The sequence below is a fragment of the Reyranella sp. GW821-FHT12G01 genome (assembly GCF_058806575.1).
The window spans coordinates 873,315-887,845 of record NZ_JBXAPV010000001.1; the positions used below are offsets into that span (position 1 = coordinate 873,315).

A 14,531-nucleotide genomic window follows, 5' to 3' on the forward strand; every position below is an offset into this window, starting at 1 on the left:
ACTGTTCCCATGAGCAACGCGCCGCTCGCCTTCGACACCGTCGCCGCCTTTCCGACGCCGATCCTCGTCATCGATCTTCCCGATGGCGCGCAGCTCAATGCCGCCCTGATTCCGGCACTGCTGAAGCGCGAGGCCGAGCAGCCCAGCAAGTCGCACAGCACCCTGGGCGGCTGGCAGTCGACCTGGGACGTCGACAAGTGGGCGGGCGTGCCGGCCATCAAGCTGCTGGCGATCGCCCGCAACATCGCCAACCGCAGCACTGTCGATCGTGCCGGCAATCCGGTCTCGATCGCGTGGCAGGCCAACATGTGGGCGAACATCAACCGCAGCGGCCACGGCAACGAGTTCCATTCCCATCCCGGCAGCTACTGGTCGGGCGTCTACTATGTCGACGACGGCGGCATCTCGGCCGATCCGTCTCTGGGCGGCGAGCTCGAGTTCATGGACCCGCGTGGGCCGGCGCCGGCGATGTACGCGCCGCATCTCGCCTTCGCGCTTCCCGGCGGCCTGTCGGTCGGCACCAACCAGACGATCGTGCCGAAGGCCGGACGCCTTGTGATGTTCCCGGCCTGGGTGCTGCATCAGGTGCGGCCCTATCGCGGCACCGCGCAGCGCATCTCCGTCGCCTTCAATCTCAGCCTGTGAGCGCGATCGCCCATATCGGTGTCGTGGGCGGCGGCGCCTGGGGCACCGCGCTTGCCTGTCTCGGCCGCCGCGCCGGCCGCAAGGTGACCCTGTGGTCGCGCGATCGCAGCGTTTCCGCCGCCATCGCGCGCCAGCAGCGCAACGAGATCTACCTGCCCGGCCAATCGCTCGATGCCGGCATCGAGGCCGCGGCCGATCTCGCGGAGCTTGCCGCCTGCGACGCCATCCTGCTGGTCTGCCCCGCCCAGGCCGTGCGGGTCGTGGTGCGCGATCTGCCGGGCGCCGCGCCGGTGGTGATCTGCGCCAAGGGCATCGAGGCCGCGAGCGGGCTGCTGATGCCGGAGGTGCTGGCCGAAGTCCTGCCGAGCCGGTCGATCGCCATGCTGTCGGGGCCGAGCTTTGCGGAAGAGGCGGTGCAAGGCCTGCCGACGGCGGTCAGCATCGCCACCAGCGATGCCGCGCTCGGTCGTGAACTCGCGGCCGCGCTCGCTGCCGGCATGTTCCGCCCCTACTGGACCGACGATGTCGTCGGCGTGTCGCTGGGCGGCGCGGTGAAGAACGTGCTGGCGATCGCGGCCGGCATCGTCGAGGGCCGTGGCCTCGGCCACAACGCCGCCGCCGCACTCATCACGCGCGGCTTCGCCGAGATGGCGCGGCTCGGCCTCGCCATGGGGGCCAACCTGGAAACGCTGACCGGGTTGAGCGGTCTCGGCGATCTGGTGCTGACCTGTCACGGGCCGCTGTCGCGCAATCGCTCGCTGGGTGCCGCGCTCGGCAAAGGCACGTCGCTGGCGCGCTATATGGAAGGCCGGCGGCAGGTCGTCGAGGGCGCAGCTACGGCGCCGGCCGTCCTCGAACGCGCCGCAAAGCTCGGCATCGAGATGCCGATATGCACCGCCGTCGATGCTATCCTGCATCGGGGCGCGGACCTCGACGAGGCGATCCGCGCGCTGCTGGCGCGACCGTTGCGCCGCGAAGGCGAATGAGTGGGGGGAATGAAATGGCTTATTGGCTCATCAAGTCCGAGCCGTCGGCATATTCGTGGGAGCAGTTCGTCAAGGACAAGAAGACGTCCTGGACCGGCGTGCGCAATGCCCAGGCCGCGATGAACCTCAAGGCGATGAAGCCCGGCGACCATTGCTTCTTCTACCATTCGAACGAGGGCAAGGAGATCGTCGGCATCGCCGAGGTCGTGAAGGCGGCCTACCCCGATCCGACCGACGAGGCCGGCAAGGCCGTCACCGTCGACGTGAAGGCGCTGGGGCCGGTGAAGACGCCGGTGACGCTGGCGGCTATCAAGGCCGATCCGAAGCTCAAGGATTTTGGCCTGGTGCGCCAGTCGCGGCTCTCCGTCGTGCCGGTCTCCGCCGAGCAGTGGAAGCTCATCGAAAAGATGGCCAAGTAACGGGCGTCTCAGCCGACTCATCAGCCGAAAGGCAACCTGGTCATGGTCGACAACACCCGCGGCATCGTGGCGATGCTGGCGTCGGTCGTCGTCTTCATCTTCAACGATGCGCTGATCAAGCTTGCCGCCGAGAACATGCCGTCGGTCCAGGCGATCGGCGTGCGCGGCCTGTTTGCCACGCTCTGGTGTACGCTGGCGCTGCTGGCGACCGGGGACTGGCGCAAGATCTCCTACGCGGTGCATCCGAAGGTCATGCTGCGCAGCGGTCTGGAGGCAGCCGCGGCGATCATCTACCTGATCGCGCTGTTCCAGATCCCTTTCGCCATCGCTACGGCCGTCAACCTCTCGATGCCGCTCATCCTGACGGTGCTCGCGGTCCTGTTCCTGAAAGAGGATGTGCGCTGGCGGCGCTGGACGGCGGTCGGACTGGGCTTCGTGGGCGTTCTGCTGGTGATCCAGCCTCGGCCCGGCGACATCAACGGCTGGACCTGGGTAGCGCTCACCGGCACCTGCCTCAGCGCCTGCCGCGACGTCATCGCCCGCCATCTGCCGCCGGCCGTGCCAACCCTCGTCGTGTCCTTCTCGACGGCAATCACCGTCGCGGTCGTGGGCTGCATCTGGGCCTTGATCGAGGGCTGGCGACCGATCGATGCGCACGCCTGGGGCTATCTCATCGCGTCCTCGCTTTTGCTCGCCATGGGCTACCAGTTCCTCGTGATCGCGCTCCGCTCGGGCGGCGAGATCTCGGTGATGGTGCCGTTCCGCTATTCGTCGATCCTGTGGGCGCTCGCCATCGGCTACGTGGTGTGGGGCGAGGTCCCCAACACCCTGGCGCTTGCCGGTATTGCCGTGATTGTCGGCTCAGGCCTCTACATCCTGCACCGCGAGAGGGTCAGGAGCTGAGCGGGCGCGTCGCTTACCTGGCGATCCACGCCTCGTAGTCGCGCGCCACCTCCTCGACGGCTGTGTCGTAGAAGCGCTTGCCGTGCTCGGGCGTCGCCTGGCTCGGGTCGGAGCCGATGCGGCCGTCCGGGAAGGCGCGGCGATAGTCCTCGGAGTCGGCAAAGGATCCGTTCGGCGCGATGCGCGGCTCGAGCACGCGGCGGTCCATCGTCTCGGGATATTTGTACCAGGTCAGCGCCACTTCCGAGGCCGTGGCATGGCTGCCTTCGCCGGTCGGATAGAGTTCGGAGCTGAGGCGCTTGATGCCCGGGCTGTCCCACCAGTTGCGAAGGGCGCACTTGATCGACGGCTGGTTGCTCATGCGCTCCATCGAGCGCTCGGCATAGATCTCGGAGAAGGCCGCGGTCACCGTGGCGATGTTGCCGCCGTGGCCATTCACGAAGAAGAAGCGCGTGAAGCCGTGCTTGGCCAGCGACAGCACGTTGTCGCGCACGACGGCGATCAGGGTCGTGGGCTTGAGCGTGATCGAGCCCGCGAAGTCGAGATGGTGCTGGGCCATGCCGACGGAGATCGTCGGCGCCACCAGCGCGCCCACCTTCTCGCCGACGCCGCGGCCCACCATCTCGGCGGTGAGCGCATCGGTGCCGATCAGGCCGGTCGGCCCGTGTTGCTCGGTCGAGCCGATCGGAATGATGATGCCGGTCTTGGTCTTGAGATAGTCCTCGACGAACTGCCAGGTCTTGAGTTGAAGCTGCACGAACGAACTCCTGCGGGGGATTACCTTGCTCCCCGCAGGATGCGTCGCTTCGTGCAGCGAGACAAGGATATCAGGCTGGCACAACCTTCGCGGCCAGCCGGCGCTTGTCGAGATCGGCCAGCGCCTTGTCGCGGGCGTCGGAAATCTGCTTGGCCTCGATGGTGCAGAGCTCGCGATTGGTCGAGCTGCAGCGCGTGTTGATCAGGTCGATCTCGGCCTTGGCGCCGGCCTCGATGCGCTGGCGGATGCCGGCATAGTGGGCGTCGCGCGCCTCGTCGTTCGGGAAGCTCGCGGGCGTCAGGATGACCATCACGCGGTCGGGATACTTGTTGTTGGCGCCCGAGGCGGCATCGATGGCGACGCCGACCAGGCCACCCAGCAGGATGTTGCCCACCGTGGCGCCGGTGAAGCTTGCGACCAGCACCTCGTTCGACTGTTCGTAGCCCGTGAGGTCGCAGCTCAGGGTGACGGTCTGGCTGGAGCGCGGAAGGTTCGTCTTGCCGGGCGTCGCCTTGATGAAGCCGATGGCGGCGCCCTGGCGGTTGGCCGTACAGGTGGCGCCCTTGGGTTCGGTGTCGACGTAGACGTCCTGTGTGGTGCCGCCGACCACGGTTGCGCAGGCTGCCGTCGTTGCCAGCAAGGCGACAGCCATCATCAGGCGGCCAATGGCCGCCAGTTTACCAACGTTCATTCTCGCGTTTCTCCCCCTGCCGGTTGACCCGGCGAGGGAAGTGCTACCACGGCGCGTTACTGAAGGGGAAGTGCAACTATCTCTGGTTATGTCAATCGCGCGAGTAGTGAATCTGTTCTTCGCGCAGATGGCGCCACTGCGTGTCCTGCGCATTTTCCTCGAGGTAATGCGCGGTCATGCTCACCGTGCGCGGCATGATGATGAACAGGCGCGCCGCGCGCCAGGGAATGTCCATGTCGAGGATCAGCGCCGCCGCGACGCCGTCGAGATTGAGGGGAACCGGCGCGCCGTCCTTCGTGCGGATCTTGCCTTCCAGGATCGTGGCGAGCTTGCAATAGGTGCCGAAGACGCCTTCCTTGCGGGCGATGTCGAGCAGCATGGGCGAGCGCGGGTCGCGGGCGTGCAGCGGGATGCCGAAGCCGGGGAGGCGGGCGCCGCGCGCGCGGGTCTCGGCGATCATGTCGTCGGCGATCTTCTCCAGCAGCGTGTCGTCGACGGCCTGCGACTTTGCCGCCGTCGTGACGCGCTCGAACATATGCTGGGCCAGCCACTCGCCGGCGCCGCCCATCTTCTCGCCGAAGCTGATGACGCCGCCGCCGATCGCGGCCTGCAGCGAGGTTCCGTAGGAAGCGAAGCAGCGTGCGATCATCGAGGGCGGTGAGAGGCCGTGCTCCATCGAGGCGACGAGCAGTGCGTCGAGCACCTTGCCCTGTCCCGGTTCGGGCAACCGCCCCATCAGCAGCAGGTAGGTCATCTCGGCGAAGCTGGCGCGCCCGACGAGGTCCGAGAGGGAGCGGCCGCGGACCTCGATCTCCTCCTCGCGCTCGTTGCTGCGGATCTCGGAGATCTGCGTCTCCCATTGCGACATGTCACGCGCCGCCATGACTCACTCCCTTGTTCATCAAATACTGTTCAGGTATACGCATGAGTGTTCATATATGTAAACTTGCAGGAAGCCGGTGACCGTCAAGAGCGCACAGCGCGTCCTCGATATCCTGCAGATGTTCGCGGCCGATCCGACGCCTGCATCGCTGGGCGAGATCGCGCGCATCCTGAAGCTGCCGAAGTCGAGCTGCCTCGCGCTGCTGCAGACACTCGAGGGCGCCGGCTATCTCTACCAATTGCGCGGCGGCAACTATTATCCGACGACCCGCTGGCTGGCCGATGCGACGCGGATCAGCAGCCGCGACCAGGTGCTGCGGCGCGTGCGCCCCGTGCTCGAGGCGCTGCGCGACGAAACCGGCGAGACGATCCTGTTCGCCAAGCGTGTCGGCGCTCAGGCGCTCTATCTCGACATCGTCGAGTCGCGACAGATCACGCGCTACACCGCCGAGGTTGGCCAGACCAAGCCACTGCATTGCAGTGCCTCGGGCCACGCGCTGCTGGGCGGGATGGACATCGCGGCGCGCGAGGCGCTGATCGCCAAGCTGCCGCTGCCGAAGTTGACGGATCAGACCGTCACCGAGCGTGCGGCGCTCTCGGCGCGCATCGCGGCCTCGGCGGCGCGCGGCTGGTACCATTCGCTGCGGGAATATCATCCGGAGACCGCGGCCGTCGGCGTGCCGGTGCGGATCGACGGCGATCTCTATGCGGTCCTGATGGCCGCGCCGCATCAACGCCTAAGCAAGTCGATGGCGCAGGCCGGTGCGAAGCTGATCGAGGCGATCCGGCCTCTGGACGACGACGTCATTGCGACGGTCGCAAGCAATGAAAAGCGGAGGACGAGAAAATGAAGAACTTCCTGGGACGCCGTGCCTTCACGGCCGGCCTCGCCGCCACGCTGCCGCTCGCGGCCGCGCCCGCATCGGCGCAGGCTTATCCCAACCAGCTCATCAAGCTGGTCGTTCCCTTCGGCGCCGGCAGCGCTTCGGACAATATCGCGCGCATCATGGCCGACGAGATGCGGCTGGCGCTGAACCAGACGGTGCTGATCGACAATCGTCCCGGCGCTTCGGGCTTCATCGGCACGACGATCGTCACCAAGGCGCCGGCCGACGGCTACACCCTGCTGGTCGACGCCAGCGCCACGCACTCGGCCAATCCGTGGCTGTTCAAGAGCGTGCCCTACGATCCGATCAAGGACTTCACCCATATCTCGCGCTGGGTCGAACTCCCGCAGGTGGTCGTCGCCTCGCCCGGCGTGCCGGCGAAGACGCTGGGCGAACTGGTCGCCCATGGCCGCGCCAATCCCGGCAAGCTCACCTTCGGCTACGGCACGCCAACGGCTCTGGTCGGCGCCTCGACTCTGGTCACCTTGGGCAAGTTCGAGGGGCTGGCTGTGCCCTACAAGACGCCCGCTGCCGCGCTGCAGGCGGTGATGAGCGACGAGGTGTCGTTCATGGTCGCCGATCTCTCGACCGCGCTGCCGCAGATCCGCGCGGGCAAGGTGAAGGGCCTGGGCATCTCGACGGCCAAGCGCATCGATGCGCTGTCCGAAGTCCCGACCTTGACGGAAGCGGGCTACAGCGGCTTCGACACGGTGCTGTGGATCGGCCTCTCCGGGCTGGCTGGTCTGCCCAAGGACGTCGTCGATCGCCTGTCCGCCGCCGTCACCGAGATCCTCGCCAAGCCCGACGTGCAGGCCCGCATCGTCGCCATCGGCATGCAGCCCGCGCCGTCGACACCGGCCGAGTTCACGGCCTTCGTGGCCTCGCAGCTCGAGGTCTGGGGCAAGCGCATCAAGGCCGCGGGTATCCAGCCCGAGTGACGGTTCTTTACGAGGGCAGCGGCTCGCCGAGATTGCCCTCGCTGTTGATCAGCAGCACGCGCGAGGTGGGGCCGAGGCCCAGCGCCTTGAAGGCTTCGGCGTCGGTGCAGACGCGCATCAGGCCAGCGAGGCCCGCGCAGCCAGACGGGCCGGAGATGATCGCGGGATCGTTGCCCAGCGGGCCGGCATAGAGGCGGCGCGTCGGCAGCACCGCATCTTCCTTGATGGTCATGAACCAGTCGGCCGCCTCGCCGATGACCGGCCAGGTCACGGGCGAGATTTCGCGGCAGGCGAGACCGCCCATCACCGTGTCGGCGTCGCCGCTCGCCAGCGTCGGCTTGCCGGCAAGGTTGCTCTGGAACCAGCAGTCGGCGCTTTCGGGCTCGACCACGATCGAGATCGGGCGCTCGTCGCACACCGCCCAGAGATAGCCGATCACGGCGGCAGCAAGTCCGCCGACGCCCGCCTGCACGAAGACATGCGTGGGTGCCGCGCCCCATTGCTGGACGGCGGCCTCATGCACCAGCACGCAATAGCCGCGCATGACGCTGCGCGGCACCGAGTCGTAACCTTCCCACGACGTATCGGAGATGATCGTCCAGTCGTTGGCTTCGGCCTGCCGGCGGCATTCGGCGACCGCGGTGTCGTAGTCGCCGTCGACGCGGATCACCTCGGCGCCACGTGCGCGGATCGCGGCTTCCTTTTCCGCGCTGGTGAACTTCGGCAGGAAGATCACGCAGCGATTGCCGAACAACTTGGCGCCGGCCGCGACCGAGCGGCCGTGATTGCCCGAGCTGGCGGCGGTGAAAACGAACTTGCCGGTGATCTCCTTGTGCTCGCCCTTCATCACGCTCTCCAAGGAAGGCGTCGTGTGATAGGCGTCGCCGACCGCGCTGCTCAGCACGTTGGCGACGGCGATCACGCCGCCCAGCGCCTTGAAGGCGCCGAAGCCGAAACGCTGGCTCTCGTCCTTGACCCGGATCTCGCCCACGCCCAGCCGGGCGGCCAGCGCCGGCAGCTCGTACAGCGGCGTCGGCTTGTGGGCTGGGCAGGCCTTGAGCTCCTCGCACAGTTCGGGGATGCCGTTGGGGTTGATCACGAACTGCTGTTCGCGACCGAATTCGCGGGGGCGCTTGGCGCGCGGATTCTTGGCCAGCCAGGGGGTCGTCATGCCCCGGTCATAGCATGCTAAGCTCCTCAAAACGGAGTGGCCCATGAAGGTGAATGTCGAAGTGAACTGCACCCCCGAGGAGGCCCGCGCCTTCATGGGACTGCCGGACATCAAGCCCATGCAGGATCGCATCATGGGCGAAATCGAGGAGCGCCTGCGCAACAGCCTCGGCGCCATGAACCCCGAGACCATCTTCAAGACCTGGCTGCCGGCTTCCATGCAGGGCATGGACCAGATGCAGCAGATGCAACAGGTCTTCTGGTCCCAGCTCGCCAACATCGCCACCGGCGGATCGACCAAGAAGGAATAGGCCAAGATCATGAGCCAGCGTGACAAGCCAGCCGATCCCAAGCCCTACTACGAAGCCCACGTTTTCTGCTGCACCAACCGGCGCCCGGCCGGCCATCCGCGCGGCTGCTGTGCCGAGCGTGGCGGCGAGGCGCTCCGCGATCACATGAAGAGCAAGGCCAAGGCGCTGGGGCTGAAGAACGTCCGGATCAACAATGCCGGATGTCTCGACCGCTGCGAGCTTGGGCCGACCATCGTCATCTATCCCGAGGGCATCTGGTACAAGGTGCCGACCAAGGAAGACATCGACGAGGTCTTGGACACACACCTGGTCAAGGGTGGTCGCGTCGAGCGGCTGATGTTGAAGCCGGAAGACTGATCGTCAAAACCCCGAGGTCAGATGCCGCGCGTGTCGCGGTGTCCGACCCATTGGGATCCGGCGAAGATGATCAGGACGACGATGACGCCCAGCATGGCATGGCCTCCTCAAAGGCCTAACGCCGAAGCCTGAAGGGCTGTTGCCGGTGTCGATGTGACTTTTTCGCGACCGCGCGGTTACGAGCCAGTGCCCAGCATCTCGGTCGCCAGCGCGGTCCATTCCTCCTCGAGCGACAGAGCGGGCACCGGCCGGCCCGCGCGCCGGTACCAGTAGCCGGCGTTGGACAGGTCGCCTTCCTGGCGATGGAGATGGGCGTGGACGCTGTCGCAGTCCCGCTCCCCCTCGTGTGCCTGGACGCATTCGTGAGCCTGTCCCCAATCGCCCCGACGCGCCCACCACAGGGCCTGCAGGGCAGGCCCGGCCCCGGCCGGCGGCTCAGCCGCCGAGACACTGCTGGTGAAGGCGTCGAGGGTGGTCATGGCAATTCCTAGCGGCGCTTCAGCCGGAAGCGCAGCAGGTGCAGGCGGTGCGAGAAGAAGCCCCAGGCGGAGAACTTCAGGTAGCGCTCGTACCGCCGCGTCTGGTCCTTGCCGACCATGGCGATCGCCTCGGGCCGCTTTTCCTTGAGGGTGGCGGCCCAGATCTCACAGGTCCGGCCATAGTCGTTTCGGTCGTTCCGGAACCGCTCGATCTCGAAGAGATTGTTCGACGCGGCGATGATCTCGGGCAGGCGCGGCAGCTCCGATTCAGGGAAAATGTCCTCGACCAGCGGGCCGATCGGCACCTTATCGTCGGGATCGCCATAAGCGATGGTTTGCAGGGTCATCCGGCCGTTCTCCGCCAGCATGTCCCGGCACCGGGTGAAGAAATGGCGGTAGATCTCGATCTTGGTGGCCGAATCGTCCTTAGGCTTGGTGAAATGCTCGAAGGCGCCGACCGAGATGATGGCGCCATAGGGTTCGGCCGGCTGGTGATCGGCCCAGCTCTCGACGCGGATTTCCACCGGCGGGGAACCGGCGGCGCGGATCGCCGCGCGGGCCAGTTCGGCCTGGGCGTCGCTCAGGGTCAGCCCGACCCCGCGCGCCAGCGGCGGCGCCCCGAGAGCGCGATTGGCGACGGCGGCGCGCAGCATGCCGCCCCAACCGCAGCCGATATCGAGCACGCTCGTGGCGCGATCGGCGCCCGAGCTACGCAGGTGCCAGTTGATCTTGTTGCGCTGGGCGTCGGCGAGAGGCGCGGTGTCGTTCTCGTCTTCCCACATGGCGGACGAATAGGTCATCGTCTCGTCGAGCCACAGCCGGTAGAATTCGTTTCCGACGTCGTAATGGGCGCGAATGGCTTCCGGCGACGCGCCGGCGGGCTCAGCTTGCTCAGTCATCGATCCGTCCTGATTTCCATGATCCCACCATAATCCATTCTTACATGCCGCCGAAGCCGTGGTGGGCTTTTGGTCGCCTTGCATCGGGGCGGTGTTTGTCTCAGAAATGCCGCCACGATGCGATGAGGAAGGCGCATTGAAGTTGCGCCATCCGTGCAAATGGGTTTCTGAAAGCAGGTAGGATCGCTCCCGCCATGACGACGATGGATCAGTCACACGACGCTGAACAGCCGCAAGGCGTTGGACAGAAGGGCCGCTTCTACTTCACCAAGCACTTTTGGGTCCCGCAGGAGCCGCTCGAGAAGCTCAACCTCAAGATGGCGGACATCATCCTCGACAACATGCCCAAGCTGCCGCTGGCGGCCGAGGATGCGCTGAGGGTCTTTCCGGTACTGGGCGAGCTGAAGAAGAGCCACGACAAGATCAAGGCTGACCTGCAGTACCTGCTCAGCCACCATGAAGAAATCCCGGCGCTCCACGAGGTCCACCCGCGCGATCTCTACGTCCCCGGCCGCGCCTGGCGCACCTTCCTGCTGAAGATCTACGGCCACGAGATCAGCGAGAACACCGCGGCGGTGCCCGACACGATCGCCGCCATCAACCGCATCCCGGGCGTCCATACCGCGCTGTTCAGCATCCTGGCCGGCCGCGCCGAGATCGAGCCGCACCGGGGCTCTGCCGCCGGCGTGATCCGCTTTCACTATCCGCTGATCGTGCCGAGCGAGCCGGAGAAGTGCTGGATCGAGATCGGTGGCCACCACTTCCATTGGGAAGAGGGTGTGCCGCTCGTGTTCGACGACACGCGCGAGCATTGGGTGAAGAACCAGACCGACGAGACGCGCGTCGTGCTGATCATCGACTTCAACGCCAACATGCCGTTCCCGGTGAACGTCTATACCGGCTTGCGCTACGAGATCGGTCGCCGCAGCGCCGAGGTGAAGGCGGTCTATGACCGCGCCGCCATCGGCGTGCCGCCGCGCCCCGCCAGCAACGGCGCGACCTAGCGCTTCTCGCGCTTTCTATTCCACCAGTTCGGCAAGCCGCCTGATGATACGGGTCGGCTTGGCGGTGGCATGGGCCGGCACGCCGGCCTCGAACGGGTCGTACCAGATGCCGCACATGCCGAGCGCCTGCGGTGCCACGACTTCCCACTCGTAATTGTCGCCGACCATCCAGGCCTCTTCCGGCGCGACGCCCAGCCGCTCCAGCGCGTGCCGATAGACGCCGAGCTCGGGCTTGCCCTGTCCGAACTCGCCCTCGATCTGGATGTGGTGGAAACGATGCGCGAGGTCGAAACGCTCGATCTTGGCGCGCTGCGTCTCGGCCGCGCCATTGGTGACGAGGGCCAGACGAACGCCGGCGTCGCGCAGCGCGTCGACGGTGGCATGGGCATCGGGATAGAGCCGGTATTCCTTGCGCCGCAACTCGGTGAACGAGTCGGCGATGCGATCGGCCAGCGCGTCGTCTTCACGGCCGAGCTTCGCAAGGCCGCGGCGCACCGACAGGCGGCGGGCGCCGGGAATGTTCAGCCGCCATTTCGCGGCTTCCGCCCGGTCGTTCCAGAAGGCGCGCGCTTCCTCCATGACGGCGACGCGCACGCGCGCGATGGCCGCTTCGTCGTGGGCGTCGAGATGGGCGGCGAAGACATGGAGCAGGCGCGTCCACGCCTCCTCCGGCTGGGCGTAAGCGCGGATCAGCGTGTCGTCGAGGTCGAACAGGATAGCGCGAGGGAGATTGGCCATCTCAGTTGGTCGGCTGGCCGGCGAAGGTCGTCGGTGCGGGGCTGATAACCACGCCGCGCTCGCCCTGGATCTCGATCACGGCCAATGCCCGCTCGGAGCGGCCGTCGGGCAGGAAGCGGAAGATGCCGTCGACGCCGGACCAGCCGTTGGGATTGGTGATCGCCTCGGCCGAGAAGTCGCCGCCCGGCCGCGACCGCGCCAGGTTGCCGGCAAGGCCCACGCCGTCATAGGCGAGCGTCGCCAGCCGATGCGGCGGCCGACCATAGGTCGAGACGAAACGGCGTTCGAAATCGGCGCGCTTCGCGGGATCGGGCGCGGCATACCAGGCACCGCGCAGCATCGTTTCGGCGCCGACGCCGGGGAAATCCCAGGAACCCGTGCCCATGAACTGGACCGCGCGGCCGTCGAGACCGTTCGTCGCGAGGGAGGCAAGCGCCGTCGAAAGGAGGGGCGGCGCCACGGGCACCAGGACCGCGACCTTGCCGCCGTCACCCTTGGCCGACGCGGCGAGCTGGCGTGCCTGGGCCGGGATGTCCGAGCCGTTGGTGTCGAAGAACTCGCTGCCGACCACGGTGCCTCCGCGCGTCGTCACATAGGTCTCGAGCGTGCGGGCCATCTGCTGGCCATAGGTGGTCTGCGGCGCGAAGGTCGCGAAGCGGCGGATGCCGGACTGGAGCGCATGGTCGACGACGCGACGGACCTGCGGCGGGGCGGCGATGCCCATGATCCAGACGCCGCGCTGGGCGACCTGCTCGTCGTTGGAGAAGGCGATGACGTTCATGCCGCCCTGGTTCACCAGCGGGGCCAGCGCGCTTGCCGACGTGCCGTAGAGCGGTCCCAGCACGAGGGCTGCGCCGTCGAGGCTGGCCTTGCGATAGGCCTCGACGGCGGTTTCGGCGCTCTCGCCGCTGTCATAGGCCGACAGCGCCAGCTCCTTGGCGCCGCTGTCGAACAGGGCCATTTCGGCGGCCTGCTGCATGGCCTGCCCGATCGGCGCGGCGCGGCCGCTGAGCGGCAGCAGCAGGGCAATGCGCACCTTGCCCGATGCCGTGAGGGGCGAACCGGGCTTGGCGGCAACAGTCACCGATTGCTTGGCCGGCGTGCTAGTCTTGGGCGGCTCGCTGCAGGCACCCAGGAGAAGGGCGGCAGTGGCAAGCGCAATGAATGACCTACGCATCGGCGCGAAACTCCGGCGATCGAAAGCAGATGAACTTGGACGAACGGCCCCAAGCTACCGACGGGCAGCCCCCGCGTAAACCGCCGCCGCTCGCCCCGGGGCTGCATATTGTTGCCACACCGATCGGCAACATGCGCGACATCACCCTGCGTGCACTGGACGTGCTGCAGGCGGCCGACCTGATCGCCTGCGAGGACACACGGGTGTTCGCCAAACTCGCGACCCATTACGGCATCGATGTTCCGACCGTCTCCTACAGCGACGCCACGCAGGAGAAGTCCGAGCCGCGGCTCGTCCGGGCCCTCGCCGACGGCAAGCGGGTCGCCCTGGTCTCGGACGCCGGCATGCCGCTGATCTCCGATCCCGGCTACCGGCTGGTCCGCGCCGCCGTCGAGGCGGGCCATCCCGTCACCTCGGCGCCGGGCGCCTCGGCCGTGCCGATGGCGCTGGCCCTCTCGGGGCTGCCGACCGACCGCTTCTTCTTCGCGGGTTTCCTGCCGGCCAAGCAGACCGAGCGGCGCCGGGCCATCGGCGAGGTGGCGGCGATCCCCTCGACCCTGGTGTTCTTCGAGGCGCCACACCGGCTGCCCGAGGCGCTGGCCGACCTGGCGGAACTGCTGGGCGACCGTCCGGCCGCCGTGGCGCGCGAGCTCACCAAGCTGTTCGAAGAGGTCCGCCGCGCTTCGCTCGCCCGGCTCGCCGCTCACTATGCGAAGAACCCCGACGTGAAGGGCGAGATCGTGATCGTGATCGGCGCGCCCTCGGCCGAGACGGAGCGCAGCTCCGACGCGATCGACGAGGCGCTGCGCGAGGCCATGACGGGCGCGTCGGTCAAGGATGCCGCCGCCGAGGTGGCGGCGCGCTACGGGCTGAAGCGGCGCGACGTCTATGCCCGCGCGCTCGAGTTGAAGCGCGGTGCGGCATGACCATCCAGGCCCGCCAGAAGGCCTATCGCATGGGCCATACCGCGGAATGGCGTGCGGTGTGGCGGCTGCGGCTGGGCGGCTATTCGATCCTGATGCGCCGCTACAAGACGCGACTGGGCGAGATCGACATCGTGGCCCGCCGCGGCAACGTGCTTGCCTTCGTCGAGGTGAAGGCGCGCGGCGATTTCATCAAGGCGGCCGATGCGCTGGGCGACCGGCAGTTCGGTCGCGTGTCGCGCGCCGCCAGCCTGTTCATCGCCCACCATCCGCGCTATGCCGCCTGCTCGGTGCGCTTCGATGCGGTGCTGGTCGGTGGCGTGTGGCCACGCCATCTGCCCGACGTCTGGCAAGCGCCGGAGTGA

19 protein-coding genes are annotated in these 14,531 nt (G+C 67.3%); 11 read left to right on the forward strand and 8 right to left on the reverse strand.

Annotation, left to right across the window (positions count from 1 at the left end; genetic code table 11):
* Positions 1-9: 9 nt before the first annotated feature.
* Genes AC1RP5_RS04280 through AC1RP5_RS04295 form a run of 4 tightly spaced genes read left to right on the forward strand, consistent with a single transcriptional unit; the run spans position 10 to position 2,953 of the window.
* Positions 10-645 carry a TIGR02466 family protein gene (locus AC1RP5_RS04280; protein WP_493109341.1) on the forward strand — a complete coding sequence of 212 codons (636 nt, stop codon included), beginning with the start codon at positions 10-12 and terminating at the stop codon, positions 643-645.
* Positions 642-1,631 (forward strand): NAD(P)H-dependent glycerol-3-phosphate dehydrogenase, encoded by a 990-nt coding sequence (locus tag AC1RP5_RS04285; protein ID WP_493109342.1) that lies wholly within the window; start codon positions 642-644, stop codon positions 1,629-1,631. The genes AC1RP5_RS04280 and AC1RP5_RS04285 overlap by 4 nt, the downstream gene beginning before the upstream one ends.
* A 14-nt stretch (positions 1,632-1,645) precedes the next feature.
* A complete protein-coding gene (locus AC1RP5_RS04290; protein ID WP_493109343.1) occupies positions 1,646-2,050 on the forward strand; it encodes an EVE domain-containing protein in 405 nt (134 codons plus the stop codon).
* Positions 2,051-2,092: 42 nt separating this feature from the next.
* Positions 2,093-2,953 (forward strand): DMT family transporter, encoded by an 861-nt coding sequence (locus AC1RP5_RS04295; protein ID WP_493109344.1) that lies wholly within the window; start codon positions 2,093-2,095, stop codon positions 2,951-2,953.
* Positions 2,954-2,966: 13 nt separating this feature from the next.
* Here AC1RP5_RS04295 and AC1RP5_RS04300 read toward each other — a convergent pair whose 3' ends face one another.
* From AC1RP5_RS04300 to AC1RP5_RS04310, 3 genes are all read right to left on the reverse strand, one after another.
* Complete coding sequence (locus tag AC1RP5_RS04300) at positions 2,967-3,710, reverse strand: creatininase family protein (RefSeq protein WP_493109345.1); 744 nt, start codon at positions 3,708-3,710, stop codon at positions 2,967-2,969.
* Positions 3,711-3,780: 70 nt separating this feature from the next.
* Positions 3,781-4,401 carry a hypothetical protein gene (locus tag AC1RP5_RS04305; protein ID WP_493109346.1) on the reverse strand — a complete coding sequence of 207 codons (621 nt, stop codon included), beginning with the start codon at positions 4,399-4,401 and terminating at the stop codon, positions 3,781-3,783.
* A gap of 91 nt (positions 4,402-4,492) precedes the next feature.
* Positions 4,493-5,284: a citrate/2-methylcitrate synthase gene (locus tag AC1RP5_RS04310; RefSeq protein ID WP_493109347.1), complete on the reverse strand. Its 792-nt coding sequence runs from the start codon at positions 5,282-5,284 to the stop codon at positions 4,493-4,495.
* 76 nt (positions 5,285-5,360) lie between these two features.
* Between AC1RP5_RS04310 and AC1RP5_RS04315 the strand changes: the two genes are divergently transcribed.
* Positions 5,361-6,134: an IclR family transcriptional regulator gene (locus tag AC1RP5_RS04315; protein ID WP_493109348.1), complete on the forward strand. Its 774-nt coding sequence runs from the start codon at positions 5,361-5,363 to the stop codon at positions 6,132-6,134.
* Entirely contained in the window at positions 6,131-7,108 is a 978-nt protein-coding gene (locus AC1RP5_RS04320) for a Bug family tripartite tricarboxylate transporter substrate binding protein (RefSeq protein WP_493109349.1), read from the forward strand. Before AC1RP5_RS04315 ends, AC1RP5_RS04320 begins: the two co-directional genes overlap by 4 nt.
* Positions 7,109-7,115: 7 nt before the next feature.
* Here the strand turns inward: AC1RP5_RS04320 and AC1RP5_RS04325 are convergent, their stop codons facing one another.
* Positions 7,116-8,279, reverse strand: a complete 1,164-nt coding sequence (locus AC1RP5_RS04325) for a diaminopropionate ammonia-lyase (protein WP_493109350.1) — start codon at positions 8,277-8,279, stop codon at positions 7,116-7,118.
* A gap of 43 nt (positions 8,280-8,322) precedes the next feature.
* On the opposite strand from AC1RP5_RS04325, the gene AC1RP5_RS04330 reads away from it, so the two are divergent.
* Both AC1RP5_RS04330 and AC1RP5_RS04335 read left to right on the forward strand, forming a co-directional pair.
* Positions 8,323-8,589: a DUF6489 family protein gene (locus AC1RP5_RS04330; RefSeq protein WP_493109351.1), complete on the forward strand. Its 267-nt coding sequence runs from the start codon at positions 8,323-8,325 to the stop codon at positions 8,587-8,589.
* Positions 8,590-8,598: 9 nt separating this feature from the next.
* Positions 8,599-8,946 carry a (2Fe-2S) ferredoxin domain-containing protein gene (locus tag AC1RP5_RS04335; protein ID WP_493109352.1) on the forward strand — a complete coding sequence of 116 codons (348 nt, stop codon included), beginning with the start codon at positions 8,599-8,601 and terminating at the stop codon, positions 8,944-8,946.
* Positions 8,947-9,122: 176 nt separating this feature from the next.
* On the opposite strand, the gene AC1RP5_RS04340 is transcribed toward AC1RP5_RS04335, so the two are convergent.
* Together AC1RP5_RS04340 and AC1RP5_RS04345 are read right to left on the reverse strand one after the other, a co-directional pair.
* Positions 9,123-9,425 carry a hypothetical protein gene (locus tag AC1RP5_RS04340; protein ID WP_493109354.1) on the reverse strand — a complete coding sequence of 101 codons (303 nt, stop codon included), beginning with the start codon at positions 9,423-9,425 and terminating at the stop codon, positions 9,123-9,125.
* Positions 9,426-9,433: 8 nt separating this feature from the next.
* Positions 9,434-10,324, reverse strand: a complete 891-nt coding sequence (locus AC1RP5_RS04345) for a class I SAM-dependent methyltransferase (RefSeq protein WP_493109355.1) — start codon at positions 10,322-10,324, stop codon at positions 9,434-9,436.
* 194 nt (positions 10,325-10,518) lie between these two features.
* Here AC1RP5_RS04345 and AC1RP5_RS04350 point away from each other — a divergent pair, with 194 nt between their 5' ends.
* Positions 10,519-11,328: an aspartyl/asparaginyl beta-hydroxylase domain-containing protein gene (locus tag AC1RP5_RS04350; protein ID WP_493109356.1), complete on the forward strand. Its 810-nt coding sequence runs from the start codon at positions 10,519-10,521 to the stop codon at positions 11,326-11,328.
* 15 nt (positions 11,329-11,343) lie between these two features.
* On the opposite strand, the gene AC1RP5_RS04355 is transcribed toward AC1RP5_RS04350, so the two are convergent.
* Both AC1RP5_RS04355 and AC1RP5_RS04360 read right to left on the reverse strand, forming a co-directional pair.
* On the reverse strand, positions 11,344-12,066 hold the full coding sequence (locus tag AC1RP5_RS04355; protein WP_493109357.1) for an HAD family hydrolase: 723 nt from the start codon (positions 12,064-12,066) through the stop codon (positions 11,344-11,346).
* 1 nt (position 12,067) lies between these two features.
* The gene (locus tag AC1RP5_RS04360; protein ID WP_493109358.1) at positions 12,068-13,243 is read right to left on the reverse strand and encodes a penicillin-binding protein activator; all 1,176 of its coding nucleotides are present in this window, start codon (positions 13,241-13,243) and stop codon (positions 12,068-12,070) included.
* Positions 13,244-13,272: 29 nt separating this feature from the next.
* Between AC1RP5_RS04360 and rsmI the strand changes: the two genes are divergently transcribed.
* Both rsmI and AC1RP5_RS04370 read left to right on the forward strand, forming a co-directional pair.
* Entirely contained in the window at positions 13,273-14,169 is an 897-nt protein-coding gene (rsmI, locus tag AC1RP5_RS04365) for a 16S rRNA (cytidine(1402)-2'-O)-methyltransferase (protein ID WP_493109359.1), read from the forward strand.
* A complete protein-coding gene (locus tag AC1RP5_RS04370) occupies positions 14,166-14,531 on the forward strand; it encodes a YraN family protein (RefSeq protein WP_493109360.1) in 366 nt (121 codons plus the stop codon). The genes rsmI and AC1RP5_RS04370 overlap by 4 nt, the downstream gene beginning before the upstream one ends.

Excerpts from the sequence above, each read along its gene's own strand:
- AC1RP5_RS04330 (WP_493109351.1), top strand. The coding sequence starts at position 8,323 with ATGAAGGTGAATGTCGAAGTGAACTGCACCCCCGAGGAGGCCCGCGCC.
- AC1RP5_RS04290 (WP_493109343.1), top strand. The coding sequence starts at position 1,646 with ATGGCTTATTGGCTCATCAAGTCCGAGCCGTCGGCATATTCGTGGGAG.
- AC1RP5_RS04295 (WP_493109344.1), top strand. The coding sequence starts at position 2,093 with ATGGTCGACAACACCCGCGGCATCGTGGCGATGCTGGCGTCGGTCGTC.
- AC1RP5_RS04280 (WP_493109341.1), top strand. The coding sequence starts at position 10 with ATGAGCAACGCGCCGCTCGCCTTCGACACCGTCGCCGCCTTTCCGACG.
- AC1RP5_RS04320 (WP_493109349.1), top strand. The coding sequence starts at position 6,131 with ATGAAGAACTTCCTGGGACGCCGTGCCTTCACGGCCGGCCTCGCCGCC.
- AC1RP5_RS04345 (WP_493109355.1), bottom strand. The coding sequence starts at position 10,324 with ATGACTGAGCAAGCTGAGCCCGCCGGCGCGTCGCCGGAAGCCATTCGC.
- AC1RP5_RS04335 (WP_493109352.1), top strand. The coding sequence starts at position 8,599 with ATGAGCCAGCGTGACAAGCCAGCCGATCCCAAGCCCTACTACGAAGCC.
- AC1RP5_RS04340 (WP_493109354.1), bottom strand. The coding sequence starts at position 9,425 with ATGACCACCCTCGACGCCTTCACCAGCAGTGTCTCGGCGGCTGAGCCG.
- AC1RP5_RS04355 (WP_493109357.1), bottom strand. The coding sequence starts at position 12,066 with ATGGCCAATCTCCCTCGCGCTATCCTGTTCGACCTCGACGACACGCTG.
- AC1RP5_RS04350 (WP_493109356.1), top strand. The coding sequence starts at position 10,519 with ATGACGACGATGGATCAGTCACACGACGCTGAACAGCCGCAAGGCGTT.
- AC1RP5_RS04310 (WP_493109347.1), bottom strand. The coding sequence starts at position 5,284 with ATGGCGGCGCGTGACATGTCGCAATGGGAGACGCAGATCTCCGAGATC.
- rsmI (WP_493109359.1), top strand. The coding sequence starts at position 13,273 with ATGAACTTGGACGAACGGCCCCAAGCTACCGACGGGCAGCCCCCGCGT.
- AC1RP5_RS04325 (WP_493109350.1), bottom strand. The coding sequence starts at position 8,279 with ATGACGACCCCCTGGCTGGCCAAGAATCCGCGCGCCAAGCGCCCCCGC.
- AC1RP5_RS04360 (WP_493109358.1), bottom strand. The coding sequence starts at position 13,243 with ATGCGTAGGTCATTCATTGCGCTTGCCACTGCCGCCCTTCTCCTGGGT.
- AC1RP5_RS04305 (WP_493109346.1), bottom strand. The coding sequence starts at position 4,401 with ATGAACGTTGGTAAACTGGCGGCCATTGGCCGCCTGATGATGGCTGTC.
- AC1RP5_RS04370 (WP_493109360.1), top strand. The coding sequence starts at position 14,166 with ATGACCATCCAGGCCCGCCAGAAGGCCTATCGCATGGGCCATACCGCG.